Raw genomic sequence first — 20,858 nt, 5'->3', positions numbered from 1 at the left:
GATTATCCTGGGTTACAAGCCTAAGCCTTCACCCAGGTTAAAAGATATTATTGATTTTGAGTTTGATTTCCGCCAGCAGGTTGAGTTGGTGCTGGTTGTGTTGTAGTAGTGGTTTCCGTTGTTCCTGCAGTTGGTTGTTTGTTACCTTGCTCACCACATGCAGTTAACGCTAATGCTAATAAACCAGTTGCTGCAACTAAAGCGAAACGATTCATTTTATTCTCCCTATAAGTTTAATATTTTTTTTAAATCCCTTTAGATTCTAGCAAATAAATTTAAATTCAACCATGACCTGTTGATATTTCAATAAAAAAGTTGAAACATATAATGTTTTCTTACTTTAAAAACTCAAAAAATTAACAATCCAGCTAGAAAATACTCTATCATCACAATGTTGCTGTAATGATTTTAATCCCTGATCGGCCAACTCTTTACCCAGCTTGTTTTTACGGATCTTAATCAGTGCCTGGACATAATTTTTACTATACTCAGGATGACCTTGTACTGTGAACAGATTATCGCGAATTTGCAACATATAAAACGGACAGAAATCACTCGCAGCAAGCACTTCTGCTTCTGGCGGTAGAACAACAACTTGCTCCTGATGGCTAACGATTAGGTTAAGCGCTCCAAGGGGTGGAGCCATCCAAGATTTATGCTGAGTAATTTTATTTACCGACATTCCTATCCCCCAACCCTTGGGAGATTGAATCACCGTTCCTCCTAATGCCTTCGCAATAAGCTGATGACCAAAACAAATCCCTACGACTTTTTTTCTTCCTGCATGAAGACATCGGACCAATTCTTCAAGTGCAGTAATCCATGAAAAACCATCATTAACGCCATAGCGGCTCCCAGTAATAACATAAGCATCTTCGGTATCAATATGAGCTGGCAGTTCACCATGACACGCATCATAGACTGTAAATATCAAATTGGGGTCTACCTGATGCAGTAGTTTGATATACATCTCTGAATAAGTGCCATGCACAGTAATTAATTCTGGCATTACTTGATCACATTGTAATATTCCGATTTTCATGGTGGTCCCTATGGAGTTCCTTAAGGTGCTTCCACCAGTCTCATTCCCGCACACTTAGAATGATATAAATCATCCCCATGGATTGCAGCTATAAGAATACTTCCATATTGTTGCTGATTGAAAAGGATTGGATTGCTTTGTGCTGAAGGATCCTCGGTTGCCATTAGTGCAATACGTGTCACATATTGCTCATCAATGCCAATTTCATTCAAACGATGTTCAATACCTAATTCACGACGCAATTGGAGTATCCAATTGAGAAATCCATCAAATCCGTTGTCAATCTCCAAATAGGCCGCCAATCGCATTATTTTACGTTCAATCTCAGCTCGATTGGCTTGCAATACATAGGGCATTAAAATGGCATTTAATCGACCATGATGGGCATCGTAAATCGCTCCCAAGGGATGAGCAAGTGCATGCATAGCACCCAAACCACGCTGGAAAGCTGTTGCTCCCATTAGAGAAGCGACAAGCATTTGTGTTCTGGAGTTTATATCATTTCCATTTTGCATTACTCGTGGTAAATGTTCTTTTATTAAACGTATCCCTTCAAGAGCAATTCCCTCCGCCAAAGGATGATAGCCGGGAGCAGAATAAGCTTCCAAACAATGAGATAATGCATCCATACCTGTTGCTGCCGTAATATTCGGAGGTAAAGCAACGGTCAATTCTGGATCTAAAATAACCATGGCAGGCAACATTTTGGGGTGAAAAATGATCTTTTTACGCTGTTGTTGCATATCGGTAATAACCGAAGCGCGCCCCACCTCTGAACCAGTACCCGCGGTACTTGGTAATGCGATAACAGGAGCTATACCAGCACCATTCACTCGCCGCCAATTATCTCCTATATCTTCAAAATCCCATAAGGAACAATTTTGTCCAACCATCAATGCAATAGCCTTACCTGCATCAAGAGCAGAACCACCGCCCATGGCAATGATTCCATCATGTTGCCCTTTTCGGTAAATATCTACGCCTGCCATAACATTTTCACCCGTTGGATTTGCTTTTACAGCAGCAAATAAAGCAATAAGCAAACCCGCATCACAACAATTCTTCAATGCAGATTCAATCATGGGTAATTTTGCAAGGTTACTGTCTGTGACTAACAATGGTGATTTCATTCCCAATGTATGGCAGGCATCAACAAGTTCACGAACACGCCCTGCCCCTACCTTTATCGAGGTGGGATAGTTCCAATTGGCCGTTAATGATAATGTGCTCATTTGTAAATTCCTTTTTAATCGATCATTTTTACATGAAAAGATTTGGGTCTGGTCAGTGCATCATACCCTATAGAAGAGAGTGTACAGCCACGCCCAGAGTTTTTAATGCCAGTCCAAGCCAAGGCAGGATCGAGATAATCACAACGATTAATAAAAAATGTTCCGGTATGAAGTTGCTCACCAATAGCGATTCCTTGATCTATATTTTGGGTAAAAACAGCCGCAGTTAATCCATAGTTACTGTCATTCATTAATGCAATCGCTTCATCATCGCTGTCAACAGACATGATACCAACCACTGGCCCAAATGTTTCTTCCGTCATCACCCGCATTTTATGGTTTACTTCCGTTAAAATCTGGGGAGCCATATAGGCAGACCCTGGTTGATCCATGACAAAATCTCGACTGTCGATATGTGCTACAGCACCCTGAGCCAAGGCTTCTTGAATCTGTACACGAACAAACTCAGCAGAAGATGGGCGAACAAGTGGTCCTAAAGTTGTTTCCGGTTCATCAGGACGTCCAAGTTTATAGCGTTTAACAAACGCAACTGCCTTGTTGACAAAATGATTATAAACATTCTTATGTACGTAAATACGCTCAATTCCGCAACAGGATTGCCCTGAATTAAAGAAAGCTCCATCCATAAGCGTATCAACCGCGTTATCAATATCTGCATCAAAACGAACATAAGCAGGATCTTTTCCTCCAAGCTCTAGTCCTATATTCAAAAAACGCCCAGCTGTTACTCGCTCAATCATTTCCCCACCAGCAACAGAACCTGTAAAAGCAACATGATTTATTGCTGAGTGACCCAGGATTTCTTCCGTATCAGAATGCGTCAGATGTAAATACTGGAAAACCCCTTGTGGAAGGTTTGCTTCCCTAAATGCCTGAGCGAACCGTTCCGCGACAAGTGGTGTTTGCGCTGAATGTTTCAGCAATACTACATTTCCAGCCATGAGGGCTGGGATAATCGCATTCACTGCAGTGAGATAAGGATAATTCCAGGGAGCAATTACTAAGGTGAGTCCTAATGGCTCACGTTTGATGTAACGAATAAAGCCCGGTTTTTCAGGTAGCCTGATCGGAGCAAGTGCAGCACTTGCGACAGCAATCATATAACGAGCCCGTTCTTCAAGGCCGTTAATTTCTCCGGCGGCATAACGAATTGGTCTTCCCATTTGCCAGCAAAGTTCGCTGGCAATCTCCTCCTTATTGGCAACCAGAACATCTACCGCTGCAGTACAATAATTCGCTCGCTCAGTTATAGTGGTCATAGCCCACTGTTTTTTTGCAGCTACTGCTTTATCCAATGCACCTTGAGTCTCATGGTTATTGGCAAAAGCACGCTCCACATAAAGCGAATTATCTATAGGCGAATAGGTCTTTAATGTATCGTTCATAATCTGGAAAATCCGGTTAAATAATTTCAAAGTAACGATCCAACTCCCAATCCGTAATATGGCGGCGAAATTCTCGCTCTTCCCATTCACGAGAAGCAGCAAAATGATCAACAAATGGATCACCAAATAAAGAACGAGCAGCCTTTGACTCCTTAAGGCGAGTAGCTGCTTCCCACAGGGTACGCGGCAATGCAAGCTCTTCTTCATGAGGTTGTGCGTAGGAGTTGCCTTTAATTTCCGGGTATGGCTCCAGTTTATGTTCAATTCCATAAAGGCCAGAACCTAAAGCTGCTGCCAAAGCCAAATAAGGATTCGAATCGGCGGATCCCAAACGATACTCAACGCGCTGCGATTTATCACTTCCCGGGATAACACGTAGCGCCGTAGTACGATTTTCTACCCCCCACGTCGCATCAGTTGGCGCCCAGAATCCTGGAATCAAGCGAGAGAAACTGTTCACGGTAGGTGAGACCATTGCCAAAAACTCGGGCATGAGTTTCTGTTGACCTGCCACAAAATGCCGCTGAATTTCACTCATATTATGTTGCATTGAAGAGTCATAAAAAGCGCTTCTCATATCATTTTTATAGCGTAAGGAGAGATGAATATGTCCACTTTGGCCAGGATAATGCGGCGACCATTTGGCCATAAATGTTGCCATCATCTTGTTGCGCTGCGCTAAGATCTTCATGAATGTTTTAAATAACGCGGCCTTATCGCCCGCTTCTATGGCTTTATCTACAGCGATTGCTGCTTCAATTACTCCCGGGCCTGTTTCTGCATGCAACCCTTCAATAGGAAAATCCATAACCTCGCTCATATTGAGGATCTGATGATATAAGTCCGCATGAACTGTATTGCGAATCATTGAATAACCAAAAAAATCAGGTGTCATGGGTTTTAAATCACGAAAACCTTTAGAACGTATACTGTCAGGAGTCTCGTCAAACATAAAGAACTCATATTCCAATGCGGCATAAACATCAAATCCCATTGAATCAGCTTTTTGCACAACTCGACGAAGTAATGACCTGGGACATAACGCTTCAGCCTCTCCAGCAAATTCAGCCATAAATAACAGTTGATTTTCTTCAAAAACAAGATCACGACACGTTTCTGGAAGAACGCGCACTAAAGTATCAGGGTAACCAGTATGCCAACCTGTATATTTCCCATTATCATACAGTTTATCTTTGGAGTCCCATCCCAAGATCACATCACAAAAAGAAAAACCATTGTCCAGAGCCGAGAAAAATTTATTACGGCTCATATATTTTCCAAGCATCACCCCATCCATATCAAATAAACCAACCTTGATATGGGCCAGATTACGCTCCTCGATAATTTGCTTTGCTGCCTCAACAGTCTTAACATCCTTTGGAGTTAACATAGCATTTCCTTTGCCTATTCGTTATGAGTCAAGATTTCTTTTCAAACACGCTGCGACGAGAAGAGAGCGAGGAGAAACGAAGCACAGACCGCAGTGTACCCGTCAGATTCGAGCACCGCATCGACAAGCACATCTCCACCCCAGTAAAATTTGGAAAGAAGTCCATTGATAATATCCCAGATTCTATTCTTTAATCCAGGGGTATTTATTGAAGTTGAAGCGACAAATCCTTTCAAAATTAATTGCATAACTATTTCTCTATATGCTAAGGTTTTTTCATGATATATGGACGCATTACCCAAGAATAAAAATTACATCATGCCAGACTACTTTGTTGATGATCTTCCCCAATCACTCCATGATTTTCTTCATAAAAATGATTTGAATTATCGCCAATCTCTTACTCCCATTCCTTTATTTGATCCACAAAAGACAAGTGTCTGGACCTGTGAACAAAAAAAGATTTTCGCATCTATTTTTTATCATTTAAGAGGTCATTTCATTAATTTTGTATGGTTCATTGCTAATTTTGCCAGTAATGAATTAACAAAAAAAATAATTCTTGAAAATATTCATGAGGAATTGGGAATAGGAAGTCGATTTTCTCATGAAATGCTCTTTGAACGTTTTGCAAAAGAGTGTGATGTAGATATTCATGATGAAATCATTAATGAAACACACTATGTTCCTTTTGCAAAAAATTTCAATAAAGCTCACTTGCAATGGCTGTCAGAGCATGATGAAGAAGAAAGAATAGCCGCTTTTGCTGCTTATGAGCGTCTTGATAATCTGGATTATCCCTATTTGCTTCAAATGGCGGACTCAATTAATTTATCATCACCTGCAAAAACTTTTTTTAAGGTACATGCGTATGTAACCCATTTTGATTCCACCCTGGAATTAATTCAGCCTATATGGGAAAAAACTCCACATAAAATAATTCGAGCCTTTCACTTCATTTATACACATCAACTTCAGATGTGGTGTAATTTGTCCCAGCAACTATTCACTTTAGCAACTGCTCCAACAGCACATGACCACATCTAATTTATGAATATAAAGCAACTCTTTTTGCTTACTTGCCGTACTTTATGCAAGACATGCAATTGCTCTGTAAAAGGCTACCCCCTGCCTACATCCCGCTTGTCAGCGGATCCCAAAGTACAATTGCAAGCTTGATTTAATCAATTTTAGGAAATTTCACAATAAAATGAGCAAACTCATTTAATTTACCCTTACAAAAGATATCGCCCCCTGCATCTTGCATGAGTAATTTACAATAAGCCAGTCCTAATCCAGTACCGTCTTTACGCTCAGAATAAAAACTCTCAAAAACCTTTTCAAAGTTTTTGGAATACAATCCCCTGGCAGTATCTCTGACATGCAGATAATTAAAATTGTCTTTCTCGGAACCAATTTCCAACCAAATTGAAATGATTCCTTTTCCCATTTCTTCAATATATTCAAGACTGTTTTTTAATAAATTCCAGAGTAAATTCTTAAATGCCAATTCCTCTAACCAAATTGAAAAATTATTTTCATTACTGACCTGTATCAGTGACTTCTGGGTTTCTTTTAAAGGATAATCATCCAGGGAACGTTCAATTAAATTTTTGATGGAATAAATAGTAAAGTTTCTCGTATTGAATTTATTATGTTTGATATTGCTCAACTGCATACTAATGAGACGATTACTTGTTTCTATTCCACGAGTAATTTTATTTAAGCTTTCTTGTAAATCTTTTCGTATCTCAGAGTTTTTAATTTTTTTCAGCATAATTTCTTGTAACTCAGCCTGCAAATAAATACTTGCTAATGGTGTACGCAGATCATGGGCGATGCTACTTGCTAACATTCGCATTCCCGAAAGTCGTCCCGCAGTGATAATTTCCCTATCCCGAGCAAACAAAGCGCCAATCATTATTGCAGCAATAAAAGTAACAGATAAACTAAACAGGGATATATTTCCAGGAATGTATTCAATCATTTGATGCGATGAAAAATAAGAGAACACCGCCAGGCCGCATCCCAAAAAAGTCAGTACTAAAGTGCCCCGAACACTAGTTACCAATAAAAGGAAAAAAATAGCGGAAACACAATTCATTAACCATAAAGTAGAGCAATGATTAATTAATGTTAAATAGCAAAAAAAATAAGGTAAACAAAATAATAAAACCGCATACCAGAAAATAGGCAAAAACTTTAACAATGCTTGTGGCCAAAACCGATTCGCGGCCAAACTGGCACAGAGAAAAGCAGCAACAAGTCTTAAGAAAAATTCCTCACTCATTTGAAAACTTTCGAGTTTCCAAAATACTCCAAAGAGCGGGTAATTAATCATCATCACTATGCCAAACAGCGTAATTTGATGACTTGCATCCTCCGTTTGTTTTACCAAGTATTGGTAAATAATAAATAATCCCTCTTTTAGCAACTTCATTGTAACTAAACTCATCAATTTTTAACCGATTAAGAATATCACATCTAAATCATTTTTGATGAATATAAATTTTATCTACTCTACCTTAAGTGATTTTGCTAAAATTGCCGCAATTTCAACTCAAGAAAATACATCATGACCACTTCTCATACACCAATGATGCAACAGTATTTACGCATTAAATCAGAATACCCTGATATGCTTCTGCTTTATCGTATGGGTGATTTTTATGAATTATTCTTTGATGATGCCAAACGTGCAGCCCAATTATTGGATCTTACTTTGACCCATCGCGGCCAATCTGCTGACAAACCTATTCCCATGGCAGGCGTGCCTTATCATGCGGTGGAAAATTATCTGGCTCGATTAATCAAAAAAGGCGAGTCAGTGGCTATTTGTGAACAAATAGGAGACCCTGCAACAAGCAAAGGGCCTGTAGAGCGTCAGGTTACTCGCATTATCACTCCAGGAACAGTGACTGATGAAGCACTTTTGGATGCAAAAAAAGATAATTTATTGCTGGCTATTCACTACCAAAAACAAAAAATTGGTCTTGCGTGGGTTGAACTGAGCAGCGGACGTTTTCATTTATTGGAATTAACAGAAGTAAATCAGCTTAGTGCAGAGCTTATGAGACTGCAGCCCGCTGAATTACTCTTACAAGAAGAATCTTCTTTGGAAGAATATTGCGTCAATTTTCCAATCAAGCTGAGACCTGGTTGGGAGTTTTGTTTTGACGATGCAAAAAAACGTCTATGTGATCAATTTTCAGTCAATGATCTTTCTGCTTTTGGTGAGCAAGATCATCCTACTGCTTTAGTTGCAGCAGGTGCTTTATTGAGCTACTTACAGGCGACACAAAAACAAGCTCTTCCTCATTTAACCACAATGACCCTTGAGCATGCCCATGATTACTTACAACTGGATGCCTCAACACAGAAGCACTTGGAAATATTCGAAAATATGAGCGGCAACCATGAAAACAGCTTATTATCTCTGCTGGATAAAACTGCCTGTTCCATGGGCAGTCGTTTACTGAAACGGTGGTTGGGAAGACCACTCAAACAACATGCTCAAATCATGGCGCGTCAACAGGCCATAAAGGAAATTATCCATCTACAACACGATGTATCCATCCATGAACTGCTGAGACAGGTATGTGATGTAGAGCGAATTGTGTCACGCATTGCTCTAAAATCAGCACGCCCACGCGATTTAGTTGCTTTAAGTCATACTTTAGCTTTACTTCCTGAGCTAAACGTCGTACTTACTCACAACAAAAGCGAACTTCTAGTGAAGTTAAAAAAACACATTAAGCCGCTACCTGCATTGCAGCAGCTGCTTGCATCGGCAATTATAGAAAATCCCCCTGTATTGATTCGTGATGGTGGCGTCATAGCTCCTGGCTTTGATGAAGAGCTTGATGAATTAAGACTACTTAGTACGCGAGCCAATGATAAACTCATCCACTTAGAACAAGAAGAAAAACAAAAAACTGGATTATCTACTCTAAAATTCGGTTTCAATAACGTACAAGGTTATTATATTGAACTTTCTAAAACTCAGGCAGAAAAAGCGCCTCCGCATTACCACAGAAAGCAAACTTTAAAAAATGTGGAACGTTATATCACGCCAGAATTGAAACAATTTGAAGAGAAAGTATTATCAGCCCAAGTAAAGGCCTTGGCACGTGAAAAATGGCTCTATGAAAATTTACTGGTAGAAATTCAGCAAAATATAAATGAATTGACACAATTAGCCCAAGCATTAGCGAAATTAGATGTGTTAACAACTCTTGCAGAGCGAGCTCAAAGTTTCAATTGGTGCTGCCCAAACCTAGTATCTGAATCACAGATTTCCATTGAGGCAGGCCGTCATCCAGTAATTGAACATTTGCTGCAGGAGCGTTTTATCGCCAATGACTTACAGCTCAACCCGTCGCAAAATATATTGCTCATTACCGGCCCCAACATGGGCGGTAAATCGACGTATATGCGGCAAACTGCTTTAATTGTCCTTCTAGCTCATATTGGCAGCTTTGTCCCCGCTCAATCGGTAACTTTAGGACCTATTGATAGAATTTTTACTCGTATTGGTGCGAGTGACGATCTGGCCTCTGGACGTTCAACCTTTATGGTGGAAATGACTGAAACAGCACAAATTCTAAGACAGGCAACACATGAAAGCTTGGTTTTAATTGATGAAATCGGACGTGGTACCAGCACTTATGATGGCATGGCTCTGGCCTATGCAAGCTGTACTTATCTTGCAACAACCATTAAGGCGTATACTTTGTTTTCTACGCACTATTTTGAATTAACTCATCTTCCGGAACAATGGCCATGTATTCGAAATGTCCATTTACAAGCATCATTGGATAGTGGGCGGATCATCTTTTTATATCGGGTAGAACCAGGACATGCAAATCGAAGTTATGGATTGGAAGTAGCAGAGCTTGCAGGTATACCCGCGGAGGTTTTAAAAATTGCTCATACTCATTTAAATCACATACAAGTCACAACACCAGCTTCCCAAAGACGCCCAGAAGCGCAAGTGCCTACCCAACAATCACCTATTTTACATGAACTAGCGCAGCTTGATCCGGATAGACTGACTGCTCGAGAAGCACTTGATTTAATTTATCGGTTCAAAAGTATGGTAAAAAATTAATGTCATAATTCATTCGAACAGGATACATTCCTTGAGCCAATATCATTTTCTCAGCTAAATCATTTTATTTTGGGCAGTGGCTGGATCAACTCCGTCAAATGAAAACTTATTTTACATATTGAATCGAAAATAACAATAATGATGATTATATTTACTTTTATATTACCTAGCCCTTCCTCTCGATTAAGTGTATATTCTCAAAATGTTTTCTGATGCAGATAGGGACATTTTTGGTGGAAAAAGTACTGAGACTATCATGAAAAAACTAATCTATCTGATACTTCTCATTACCTGTTTTGCGTTATTCGCTCAAGATAATGCCCCAGTATCCATTACAATTTATGGAGTTTCCGGAAAAGTCGAAGCCAACGTTGAAAAACGTTTGAATGAATTACAAAAATTAAAACCTCTTGCCCAATTCAGTCAGGAGGAATTGCAAGAACAAGTTATTCAGGCAGTCCAGCCTTTCGGCTATTTTAAAGCCGAGGCTACTGTACGCAGGCCTGGTGCGCGGCAGTTGACTGTCATAATCCATGCTGGCCCTCAAATCATGATTTCGCAACTTAAAATAGAACTTATTGGTGAAGGAGCACGCAACCTTATCCTTCGTGATGCAATAAAAAATATACCATTAATGCAAGGTACTCCTCTCTTCACAGAAGAATATGAACGAACAAAACTAAAACTTCTCGACTCAGCAGAAAGTCAAGGTTACATGCGTGCTGGATTTAAGAAAAGTGAAATTTTAATTGATGAAGAAAACTACACGGCAGAAATTACACTGATTCTTGATACTGGACCTCTTTATTATTTTGGGCAAATACAATTTAATCCTACATACATTGATCCTAAGTTACTGCATCGTTTTGTACCCTTTCATCCAGGACAAATCTATTCCGGAGATAAAATACTTCAGTTAAATAATGATTTATCAAATAGCGGTTATTTTAGTTCTGTACTTGTTAAACCACAAGTTACTGAAAACCCAACTGTTCCAGTGCAAATCTATACTGAACCTGCATCCAAATATTCTTACACTCTTGGTGCCGGATATGGAACAGATACGGGAGTTCGTGGCCGAGCTGCATTGCATGTTGTACCAGTCAATCGCCAAGGACATAAATTCAACCTAATGGCTCAAGGATCTTTTGTTCAAAATGCATTACAAGCCCAATATGTTGTTCCCGGTAAAAATCCTGTCAATGATCAATATACTCTTACAGGAAATTTTTCGAATTTAAATTACACTGCAGGGTACAGTAATTCATATCTTGTCTCCCTGGCCCAACAACATCGGGTAACCAATTATCAACGTGTACTCTCTATAAATACACTTTATGAAGGATTTCATTATTCGCTTCAGGAAAATACAAAGCAATTTCTACTTTATCCCAAAGCAAGTTTAACGTTTAGCAAAACCCAGGCTTTACTTTTTTCTCCCTCCGGATATAACATTACGGTCAATGGTCTTGCTGCAAGCAGAGCCCTTCTGTCTACTATTAATTTTGCTCAGGCTTCCTTGGATATAAAAGCTGCGATGCGAATAGAACCGCTACGTTTACGCCTTTACGGGCATGCAATTCAAGGTGTTACTGCAATCAATAATATTAATCAACAACCCGTATCACTTGCATTGCTTTTGGGAGGAATGGATAATTTAAAAGCATTTGGCTTTAATTCAATAGGTCCAGGCAGAATACTTAGTTATGGTGGTTTTGAAATTCAAAAGGAAACCAAAAAAAATTGGTATCTGATTGCATTTTATGACGCAGGAGCAGTTTACAATCCAGCCCCTTTAACAGCTTATTATGATGCAGGTGGTGGTTTAATGTGGGTTTCACCTATAGGTCCAATCAAAGTAGGATTGGCTCAGACAATTAATAATCGATGGCAACGTGACGGAAATAACCCACGTTTGGTGATCAGCATGGGGCCCGATTTATGAAGCGAATTCTCATAAAAATTCTGCGCGTGTTCGTTAAAACACTTTATATAAGCTCTTTATTCCTTATTTTACTTGCAGGAATAGTCTTATTTTTACTGGATACAAAGCCAGGACTGCATGCTCTTATCCAATTCAGCCGTCTATACCTTCCTGGCACGCTAAAAATTCAGCAACTTGAAGGTAGCCTATTAAATCACTTTACTCTGAATGGAGTTGAATACCAAGATAAATCCCTTAAAATAAAAATAGAACAATTGGAGGTACAATGGAAACCTCATTCGTTGCGAGAAAGCCAATTAGTGACCGCTCAATGGCGAGGTCTGCAATGGAATGCAGCAAAAGATAAAAAAATCATAGACAGTGAAAAAGGAACAATCACCGCAACCGGTATTTTACCAAATATACAAATCAGCATGCACTCACAAATAACTACTCTCCCCAAAGATCAGTGGTTAATGGATGCAAAAATTCGCGGAACTTTGCCTTGGCAGTGGACTTTTAATGCCACTCTAATCCAGCCTCAGAATACTTCTGCTCAGCATGCTCGTTTGTATACTAAATTATCCACCCATGGCGAGATTACCGCTAAAAATCAAGGCAATTTATTGTTGACCATAAGTCCTGGCTTTTATCATCCCCCTAATGATGACCCTTTTCCAAATGTTCAATTCAAGGGCGGGTCTTTAAAGATCATCCTTTCACCAGAACAGCTTAAAGGCTCCGGCATTTTGGCAATTGATGAAAATAAAAATTTAAAACTGCAATTTAACCTGCCTAAATTCACTCTTGATGCTGGCTTAAAGGACGACCAAGTAATAAATAGTGAATTATCTTTGGAATTAAGTTCTCTCAGTTTTTTGCAAAAAATTAGCCCTGAAATTGACAAGCTCAAGGGACAATTGATTGCTTCATTAAAAGTAAATGGTACTTTGAATAAAAGAAAAATAGAAAGTCATTTGATACTTAATAAAGCAAGTCTTTCTTTACCTAAACTGGGTCTTAATATCAATACCCTCGAAATGAACGTACGCGGCAATGAACACTCTTGGGAAGCAACAGGTTCAGCAGCATCAGCTGGCCATCATTTATCGCTCGCCGGAAAAGGAAGCTTAAGCTCTCAATTTACAGGAGATTTCACTCTTGAAGGGAATGATTTTCCGTTGGTTCAAACCAGTGAATATAAGATTCACATTTCCCCAAAACTCAACCTACATGTAACACCAAACCTGCAATCCCTTTCTGGTACCATTTTGGTTCCTTATGCTGAAATTAAACCTCGCTCATTCAACAACAGCATTTCTTTACCTGATGATGTGGTTTATAAACGTAAAGAAAAAACATCTCCTTCATTTACTTTGATTAACAATATGGATATTGATCTCGAGATGGGGAAAGAAGTTGCAGTCAATATAAAAGGATTACAGGGGCATTTAGAGGGAACACTGAATATCAAACAACAACAAAGCACAATCAATGCATATGGCGAATTATCAGTTCGAGATGGTACTTATAAAGCCTATGGACAGAACTTAGCAATACAACAGGGGCAATTAATCTTTGGCGGATCCATGAGTAATCCTGAAATTAACATACGTGCAGCAAAAAAAATTAGAACTACCTCAACTACTTTCGCCACCTCAAGTCAACTTTTGGATTTTAATAGCACAAATCTACAAAATATTAATTACGGAGAAACACTGATTTTAGGCGTAGAAGTCAGCGGTCGATTGGCTCGCCCTAAAATTCAATTATTTTCCGAGCCTGCAACCTTTTCTCAAGCGGATATCCTTTCCCTGCTTGTCCTTGGCCGTCCGGCAAACCAAGCAGATAAAGCAGGAGGACAATTGCTTCTCGCAGCTATATCTTCTATGAATCTAGGAAGTGACACAAAAAGTCTCCAACTCTTAGAGCAACTCAAACAAACTGCAGGCATAGATTTTAATATACAAACGAATACAAACTACAATCAAATAACCAATACCACGAGTGATACTACTTCTTTTATGGTAGGAAAATCACTTTCAAAACGTCTTTATTTAAGTTATAACATTGGCCTATCACAAACGGATACAAATATGTTGACCCTCAGATACTTACTCAACAAGTTTTTTAGTATTCAAGTAAGTAATAGTGATACAAGTAGCGCTATTGATTTTTTGTATACCTCAAATAAAAAAATTAAAAAAAGAAAACGTTCAAAGCCGCCAAGGTGAAGATAAAGCCCTGGTATTGGATAGTTATCTCTCAGTTAAAGCGCTGTATTCACTCAAACTACAGGGTTTGTGTTAAAATATCTCGGATACGATTTGGGCTCTTCGCCCCTTCTGACCGTACAGTGTGATGACATAACAGGATTAATTTAATGACCGATTACAACATACCATTAAGGTTAACTCGTTTAAGAAGTAGTGCCATGTCTCGTGCTTTAGTTAAAGAAACACGCTTACATCCGCAACAATTCATTGCTCCTTTATTTATCAGTGAATTACTTAATGAACCCCAAGAAATAAGCGCAATGCCCGGTCAATTTCAATTAAGTCTCGATTGTATTCCGAATGAAATTGAATTACTCACTTCCTTGGGCATTCCCGCGGTACTTTTATTTGGGATCCCTAAATATAAAGATGCGTATGGTAGTGAATCATTTAATCATGAAGGAATTATTCAAAAAGCGATAAAAGCAATTCGTGCTGTAAATAGGGATATCCTAATTATTACCGATCTTTGTTTTTGTGAATACACGGATCATGGTCATTGTGGGGTGCTCGCAGGAGAATGCATTGATACCGACAAGACCTTAGCTTTTCTTGCAAAACAAGCTCTAAGTCATGCGCAAGCTGGTGCAGATTGGGTCGCTCCTAGTGGAATGACTGATGGAATGGTGAGTGTGATTCGCGAGGCTCTAGATACTAAAGGATATCAGCATATCCCTATATTAAGCTACAGCGCCAAATACTGCTCCTGCCTTTATGGACCTTTTAGAGAAGCAGCTCAAGGAGCTCCAAAATTTGGTGATCGTAAAGCCTATCAAATGGATCCTGCAAATAGTGCTGAAGCCCTAAGAGAAACAGCTCTGGACATTGAGGAAGGTGCCGATATGATCATGGTAAAACCTGCCGGATTTTACCTGGATATTATAGCGAAACTAAAACAACATTTCCCAGAGGTGCCTCTTTGTGCTTATCAGGTAAGCGGTGAATATTCGATGATTAAGATCGCTGCTCAAAACCAGCTTATCAATGAAGAGCAGGCCATAATAGAGAGTTTGGTTGCGATAAAACGTGCTGGAGCAGATTTTATTATTTCTTACTTTGCCAAAGATATCGCACGTTTATTGAGTCAGAAATCATAAACATATAAGCATATTAGCTAAAAACACTTATTCTCTAAATAGAAACAAGTACGGCCTGAGTTAATCTCCAGTCTTGAGCTTGTTTTTATTATCTGAGGGAAAATAGACTCCTTTCCAAAAATATTGCTTAAGACTAATGTAATAGACACTAAGTTATTTTGCGATATACTCTTGGGTGCGTTTTAAAGATGTAAAAAATCCGATTGGTTAAGAGCAGTTACTTTTCACTAACTTTAGTGGAGATATTAACTTCTAACGAATCACTTATAATTAAATGGAGAAAAAGATATAATGAATTTAATATTTAAAGGTTTTTCAGTAGTAACTTTAGGTTTAAGTGCTGTAACAGCTTTTGCAAGTCCTGTTTATTTAATCACCCATAACAATACTTCTGTAGAATCAAATGCATATATTGCCGGCGTCCCTTCTGCATACCCAACTGCCGCCAATTCAACGCAAAAAGTTTATTGGAATCTCGTAAAATTGGCCTGCTATGGACATACAACTGGTAAACAGTGTTCTGCAGTAATTAAAATGGCTACTAATACAGCTAATCCCATAGAAGTTGGGGAAGTTCATATGGATCTTGATACTGGTGATATCAATCCAAAATATTTATCAAAGAACGGATATACCCTTTTTGTAAATGGCCTAGGTGAAGCCACCATTATCAAAAATTAATTATTTTCATTTATATCAGTTAGGAGGCGAGTTTCGCCTCCATCAAACGTCTAAGTTAATCCATATTAACAAAAATCAGTAACCATTCATCTACTTAGTTATTTGCAACAGGTATGAACAGCTACAAATAAAAAAGCCACTTGAAGTGGCTTTTATCCATCAGAATCATTTCTAAAATAATTATTTAGTAGGTACTTCAGGAACTTTATCAATAATCCATGTCAATTGAGCGCCCACAAGATCAGCAGCAAAATGACCGTCGTTAGCATTCACATTGTATATAGCGGTTTGTGAAAGAGCCTGGACAGAATCCACATCTGGCTTACCTCCAGCAAATAAATGAGTGTATCCTACATCGATACCAACAGTGGGACGCCATTGATAATGGGCGCCAACAGCAATTGCCCAACGATCAATATCAGGTAAACGAACGTTTCTATCCGTATCATTTGTTGGCGTCTGATCATAACCACCACCTATACGCAACATAAGTTTTGAATTTACATGGTAATTGGCCCCAAGGGCAACACGCCAGGAATCATGATAGTTTTGAGGCACAGCACTATTAATATTGGCTTGTGTCACATTAAAAAGTGGTGGGGAGCCAATACTGGGTACTGCAACATTATTTAATTGAATTACTTTAAAAACACCCCAACCTGTATAAACAACAGATCCTAATAAAGCCAATCTCTCATTGATATCCTGATAAGCACTTAATGTAAGTACATCTGGGAATTCTTGTGGATCACTAAATAAGTCATTATTTATACGGGTTGTTGAAGGAGGTAATACCGGGAAAATCAGATTAAAATCGTTATTCGCCAATATTCCAGTCAAGCGGCTATGGCCGTAGAAAACATGTCTTATTCTGGATTGATAATTAAGACCTATGCGGGTGTGATTATCATTAAATATTCCCATCACCCCAACATGGAAACCAACTCCATAAGATTTTGCTTTGTTGTAACTTAAAGTGTCAACAAGCGCAGGATCTTCCCCAAGAATTTGAAATAAAGTGGGAGCGCCAATCATTTGATTAAATTTAGCACGAGACCATTGAATATCAAGGCCGGCCCCCAATGCAAAATGCTCCGTGAGTCGAGTACCTAATTCTGGCGAAACATCCATAGTCAAAATTTCGGTATATGTCGCTGAATAACGTACAGGAGAATCAGGAGCCCAATCAGTAGACAAACCATATGGGGCAGTAATACTTAGACCAAAAGTAGTACGCTCACCTATGGGAAGAGCATAATGAAATGAAGGAACAAACGCATTGTAACTTCCATCTACACCGTCTAAATCTTGTACGTAATTAACGGAAGTAGCACCACTACGAGTAGTAAAAGTACTTGTGCCGTCCAGTTTCAGAGTAGGAAATATGCCAATACCCCCAAACACTACTTGCTGCTCACGAAGTAAGGCTAAACCGGCAGGGTTATACCAACCTGTTGATGCATCAGCTGCTTCAGCTGCAGAACCAGCAGCATAGTTACCAACTGCATATCCAGCGCCCTCTCCGTATAAAGAGAATCCTGCTGCATGAACTCCACTTGCAGCCAGAACACTAATAACAGCCGCGCTAACTAGTGTCCTTAAAGGTTTGTGCATATTTTTCACTCCTTACTCCTCAAGTATCAAACTTCAAAAAATTGATAAAATACGTCCGCTAGATAGCGAGTGTACCTTGTTTTCAAATCATTAAAAACACCTTAAAAATACTTTTTTCTTATTTATATTCAACAAGTAATGAATATTAGCCCATAATGATCTAATTAAGTCCATCATGATTAATTAATAAAAAAATAACTGATAAATATTTAATTCAAAACATTTAGACTTGTACACCTACTCCCGTCCATGCTAATGTGTTTTAATTTTGTGCGGAAATGAATCATGCGACAAATAGTAACTAAATTCGGCGGCACCAGCGTTTCAACTCGTAACACTTGGAATAATATTGCTTCCATAACTAAAAAACATATGAGCGCTGGGGTCCAGCCCGTTATCGTATGCTCCGCGCTAACGCAAATTTCTAACAAACTTGAAAAAGCCATTGAGGCTGCATTAATCAATGAGCACCAGAGCATCCTTGCTGACATTCGTCATGGGCATGTTAATCTTGCTGAACAGCTGGAAGTAGATTCTGAATTAGTTGCCAAAGATTTGTTGCAATTAGAGCAGTGGCTCACTGGCATTGCCTTATTAAAACAAGCCCCTGCGAAAACGCATGCAGAAATTTTAAGTATGGGCGAACTTATGATGACTCGCCTAGGCCATGCATTTCTCGAAAAAGAAGGAATCCATTGTAAATGGTATGATGCACGTGAACTTTTAACCAGTACACCATTTCCTGATGGGGTGTCTGCAAATTATCTGTCTGCTCGTTGTGAGAGTGAACATGATCCTGAGTTAGTTGAACAATTTATCTCGAGCGGTGCCCAAGCCATTATTACTCAAGGTTTTTTTGCTGCAAATCCTCAAGGCGAAACTGTTTTGTTAGGCCGTGGTGGCTCTGATACTTCGGCTGCTTTACTTGCTGGTAAGCTCCAAGCCTCATCTTGTGAAATCTGGACTGATGTTCCTGGAATTTATACTGCGAATCCTCATCAATTGCCACAAGCACGTTTATTAAAAAAATTAAATTATGATGAAGCCCAGGAAATTGCGACAATGGGAGCTAAAGTATTGCATCCCAATTGCATCCCCCCTGTTCGACGTGCCAATATTCCAATGTCGGTCAAATTTACACAAATGCCAGAACACTCGGGAACACTCATTACTAAAGATATTGATGAAACTGCACCATTAATTAAATCGATTCAAATCAAAAACAGTATTTTATTGATTTCTATAGATACCTTGCACATGTGGCAACAAGTTGGTTTTTTATCTGATGTATTTACAGCCTTCAAACATCATGGTTTCTCAGTAGACTTACTCTCTTCTTCTGAGTTTAACGTAACATTATCTCTGGATATCAATAGTAAAATACATGACCGGCCAGCAATTAATTCCTTACTCGCTGAATTGAATCAATTTGGCCGTGCCAAGCTTATTGAACCCTGTAGCGCTGTAAGCCTCGTAGGTCATCATATCAGAACTGTATTGCCGCAACTTGGCCCAGCTTTAGAGGTGTTTGAAGCCAAACAAGTCTATTTAATGTCACTCGCATCCAATGACTTGAACCTCACTTTTGTTGTTGATGAATCGCAGGCAAATCAATTATGTCAAAAGCTGCATCATTTACTCATAGAAAACAATCCCCAAATTTTCTATTATTCAAAAAGCTGGCATGAGGAGTTTGGTAAACCTACTGTTCGCGATATTCCATGGTGGGAAAAAGAGCGCGATCGTTTATTAACCATTGCTTCACTGAATTCGCCTTGTTATGTCTACCATAGCCCAACTCAAGCTGCTCGAGCCAAACAATTGTTGGCTTTAAAATCTATCGATACATTGTTTTATGCGATTAAGGCCAATCCTCATTCATCGATTTTAAAAACTATGGAAAAAGAAGGCATCGGTTTTGAATGTGTTTCTATCCAAGAGTTAGACAGAGTGTTGGAGCTCTTTCCTGACATAGACCGGAAACGAATTTTGTTTACCCCTAATTTTGCACCAAAAACGGAATACGAATATGCATTAAATCTTGAGTGTTATGTCACTATAGATAGCATATACCCCCTGGAGCATTGGCCTAATTTATTTAAAAATCGCGAGGTCATTATTCGAATTGACCCAGGAACTGGTGCGGGTCACCACAAGCATGTTTCAACTGGGGGAAATGAGTCAAAATTTGGTATTACACAAAATGATATTGACCAGGTTGTGGCACTAACCAAGAAACATAAAATCCAGGTAGTTGGTTTACATGCACATTCAGGTAGCGGCATTCTTACTCCGGAGTTATGGCAGCAGACGGCCTTAATGCTTGCCTCTCTAACAGAGCAATTCCCACATGCCAAATCCATTAATCTGGGTGGCGGCTTGGGTATCGTAGAAAAACCCGGGCAACAACCATTAGATTTTGCAAATATGGATGCTTTATTAATGGCAGTAAAATCACGTTATCCACACATTGAAATCTGGCTTGAGCCTGGTCGTTTTTTTGTTGCAGAAAGCGGCGTTATTCTTGCCAAAGTCACTCAATGTAAAGAAAAAGGTAAGGTAAAATTTGTGGGCATTGAAACAGGTATGAATTCATTAATTCGACCTTCCTTATATGGTGCCTACCATGAAATTGTCAATTTAAGTCGATTGCATGAAGAAAAAGCTGGCTTTTCTCATATAGTAGGTCCAATTTGTGAATCGGGAGATACCTTAGGCTATGATCGGTTATTACCTGTGACCGAAGAAGGTGATGTATTATTAATTGCCAATGCTGGAGCCTACGGTCGTTGCATGAGCTCACATTATAATTTACGTCCGCCTGCTCAAGAAATCGTTATAGACTAGGAGGCGGATGAGGGGATCTTTATTAGTCCCTTCTATTAGGACGTGTTGACCCACCTACGTGCCGCGGCTTGTTCGCGGCATCCAGGAAATAATTAAATTAAAAATGAGCTTAATTCTTAGAGTTAAGTATGATGTACCTATTTTAGTTGATTATGAAAATCATTAAAAACGATGTAGGAAGCGAAAGTTAAATTTAATTGAAGATCTAAATCCTCGGCAGCGTGTTCTATCTGAAGAAA

The 20,858-nt window shown here is 39.1% G+C and carries 14 protein-coding genes; 7 read left to right on the top strand and 7 right to left on the bottom strand.

What is annotated here, in order from left to right:
• Positions 1 to 47 precede the first annotated feature (47 nt).
• The 5 genes from DY223_RS19230 to DY223_RS06585 all read right to left on the bottom strand — a co-directional run bounded on the left by DY223_RS19230 (position 48) and on the right by DY223_RS06585 (position 5,070).
• Positions 48 to 215: a hypothetical protein gene (locus DY223_RS19230; protein WP_165482527.1), complete on the bottom strand. Its 168-nt coding sequence runs from the start codon at positions 213 to 215 to the stop codon at positions 48 to 50.
• Between the two features lie 125 nt (positions 216 to 340).
• Positions 341 to 1,042: a glutamine amidotransferase-related protein gene (locus DY223_RS06600; RefSeq protein WP_058459176.1), complete on the bottom strand. Its 702-nt coding sequence runs from the start codon at positions 1,040 to 1,042 to the stop codon at positions 341 to 343.
• Positions 1,043 to 1,062: 20 nt separating this feature from the next.
• Positions 1,063 to 2,274, bottom strand: coding sequence for an iron-containing alcohol dehydrogenase (locus DY223_RS06595; RefSeq protein WP_058459175.1), 1,212 nt, complete (start codon positions 2,272 to 2,274; stop codon positions 1,063 to 1,065).
• A gap of 14 nt (positions 2,275 to 2,288) precedes the next feature.
• Positions 2,289 to 3,680 (bottom strand): aldehyde dehydrogenase family protein, encoded by a 1,392-nt coding sequence (locus DY223_RS06590; RefSeq protein WP_058459364.1) that lies wholly within the window; start codon positions 3,678 to 3,680, stop codon positions 2,289 to 2,291.
• A 16-nt stretch (positions 3,681 to 3,696) separates the two neighbouring features.
• Complete coding sequence (locus tag DY223_RS06585) at positions 3,697 to 5,070, bottom strand: glutamine synthetase family protein (protein ID WP_058459174.1); 1,374 nt, start codon at positions 5,068 to 5,070, stop codon at positions 3,697 to 3,699.
• A 318-nt stretch (positions 5,071 to 5,388) separates the two neighbouring features.
• Between DY223_RS06585 and DY223_RS06575 the strand changes: the two genes are divergently transcribed.
• Positions 5,389 to 6,117 carry an iron-containing redox enzyme family protein gene (locus DY223_RS06575; RefSeq protein ID WP_058459363.1) on the top strand — a complete coding sequence of 243 codons (729 nt, stop codon included), beginning with the start codon at positions 5,389 to 5,391 and terminating at the stop codon, positions 6,115 to 6,117.
• A gap of 133 nt (positions 6,118 to 6,250) precedes the next feature.
• Here the strand turns inward: DY223_RS06575 and DY223_RS06570 are convergent, their stop codons facing one another.
• Complete coding sequence (locus tag DY223_RS06570) at positions 6,251 to 7,510, bottom strand: sensor histidine kinase (RefSeq protein ID WP_058459172.1); 1,260 nt, start codon at positions 7,508 to 7,510, stop codon at positions 6,251 to 6,253.
• A 135-nt stretch (positions 7,511 to 7,645) separates the two neighbouring features.
• Here DY223_RS06570 and mutS point away from each other — a divergent pair, with 135 nt between their 5' ends.
• From mutS to DY223_RS06545, 5 genes are all read left to right on the top strand, one after another.
• Positions 7,646 to 10,180 carry a DNA mismatch repair protein MutS gene (gene mutS, locus DY223_RS06565; RefSeq protein WP_058459171.1) on the top strand — a complete coding sequence of 845 codons (2,535 nt, stop codon included), beginning with the start codon at positions 7,646 to 7,648 and terminating at the stop codon, positions 10,178 to 10,180.
• Positions 10,181 to 10,436: 256 nt separating this feature from the next.
• Positions 10,437 to 12,125, top strand: coding sequence for an autotransporter assembly complex protein TamA (locus tag DY223_RS06560; RefSeq protein ID WP_058459362.1), 1,689 nt, complete (start codon positions 10,437 to 10,439; stop codon positions 12,123 to 12,125).
• Entirely contained in the window at positions 12,122 to 14,338 is a 2,217-nt protein-coding gene (locus DY223_RS06555; RefSeq protein ID WP_058459170.1) for a translocation/assembly module TamB domain-containing protein, read from the top strand. The genes DY223_RS06560 and DY223_RS06555 overlap by 4 nt, the downstream gene beginning before the upstream one ends.
• Before the next feature lie 149 nt (positions 14,339 to 14,487).
• Positions 14,488 to 15,477, top strand: a complete 990-nt coding sequence (hemB, locus tag DY223_RS06550) for a porphobilinogen synthase (protein WP_058459169.1) — start codon at positions 14,488 to 14,490, stop codon at positions 15,475 to 15,477.
• Positions 15,478 to 15,768: 291 nt separating this feature from the next.
• Positions 15,769 to 16,158, top strand: a complete 390-nt coding sequence (locus DY223_RS06545; protein WP_058459168.1) for a hypothetical protein — start codon at positions 15,769 to 15,771, stop codon at positions 16,156 to 16,158.
• Between the two features lie 180 nt (positions 16,159 to 16,338).
• Here DY223_RS06545 and DY223_RS06540 read toward each other — a convergent pair whose 3' ends face one another.
• A complete protein-coding gene (locus DY223_RS06540) occupies positions 16,339 to 17,781 on the bottom strand; it encodes an OmpP1/FadL family transporter (protein ID WP_058459167.1) in 1,443 nt (480 codons plus the stop codon).
• Positions 17,782 to 18,057: 276 nt separating this feature from the next.
• On the opposite strand from DY223_RS06540, the gene DY223_RS06535 reads away from it, so the two are divergent.
• Positions 18,058 to 20,619, top strand: a complete 2,562-nt coding sequence (locus DY223_RS06535; protein WP_058459166.1) for a bifunctional aspartate kinase/diaminopimelate decarboxylase — start codon at positions 18,058 to 18,060, stop codon at positions 20,617 to 20,619.
• Positions 20,620 to 20,858: the final 239 nt, after the last annotated feature.

The organism is Legionella bozemanae, from assembly GCF_900450575.1.
GTDB lineage: Bacteria > Pseudomonadota > Gammaproteobacteria > Legionellales > Legionellaceae > Legionella > Legionella bozemanae.
The sequence above is the reverse complement of the archived record's forward strand: the minus strand, read 5'-3'. Positions and strand labels throughout refer to the sequence as shown.

What these genes read in the sequence shown, in the direction of transcription:
- DY223_RS19230 (WP_165482527.1), bottom strand. Translation starts at nt 215, where the DNA reads ATGAATCGTTTCGCTTTAGTTGCAGCAACTGGTTTATTAGCATTAGCG.
- DY223_RS06600 (WP_058459176.1), bottom strand. Translation starts at nt 1,042, where the DNA reads ATGAAAATCGGAATATTACAATGTGATCAAGTAATGCCAGAATTAATT.
- DY223_RS06595 (WP_058459175.1), bottom strand. Translation starts at nt 2,274, where the DNA reads ATGAGCACATTATCATTAACGGCCAATTGGAACTATCCCACCTCGATA.
- DY223_RS06590 (WP_058459364.1), bottom strand. Translation starts at nt 3,680, where the DNA reads ATGAACGATACATTAAAGACCTATTCGCCTATAGATAATTCGCTTTAT.
- DY223_RS06585 (WP_058459174.1), bottom strand. Translation starts at nt 5,070, where the DNA reads ATGTTAACTCCAAAGGATGTTAAGACTGTTGAGGCAGCAAAGCAAATT.
- DY223_RS06575 (WP_058459363.1), top strand. Translation starts at nt 5,389, where the DNA reads ATGCCAGACTACTTTGTTGATGATCTTCCCCAATCACTCCATGATTTT.
- DY223_RS06570 (WP_058459172.1), bottom strand. Translation starts at nt 7,510, where the DNA reads ATGAAGTTGCTAAAAGAGGGATTATTTATTATTTACCAATACTTGGTA.
- mutS (WP_058459171.1), top strand. Translation starts at nt 7,646, where the DNA reads ATGACCACTTCTCATACACCAATGATGCAACAGTATTTACGCATTAAA.
- DY223_RS06560 (WP_058459362.1), top strand. Translation starts at nt 10,437, where the DNA reads ATGAAAAAACTAATCTATCTGATACTTCTCATTACCTGTTTTGCGTTA.
- DY223_RS06555 (WP_058459170.1), top strand. Translation starts at nt 12,122, where the DNA reads ATGAAGCGAATTCTCATAAAAATTCTGCGCGTGTTCGTTAAAACACTT.
- hemB (WP_058459169.1), top strand. Translation starts at nt 14,488, where the DNA reads ATGACCGATTACAACATACCATTAAGGTTAACTCGTTTAAGAAGTAGT.
- DY223_RS06545 (WP_058459168.1), top strand. Translation starts at nt 15,769, where the DNA reads ATGAATTTAATATTTAAAGGTTTTTCAGTAGTAACTTTAGGTTTAAGT.
- DY223_RS06535 (WP_058459166.1), top strand. Translation starts at nt 18,058, where the DNA reads ATGCGACAAATAGTAACTAAATTCGGCGGCACCAGCGTTTCAACTCGT.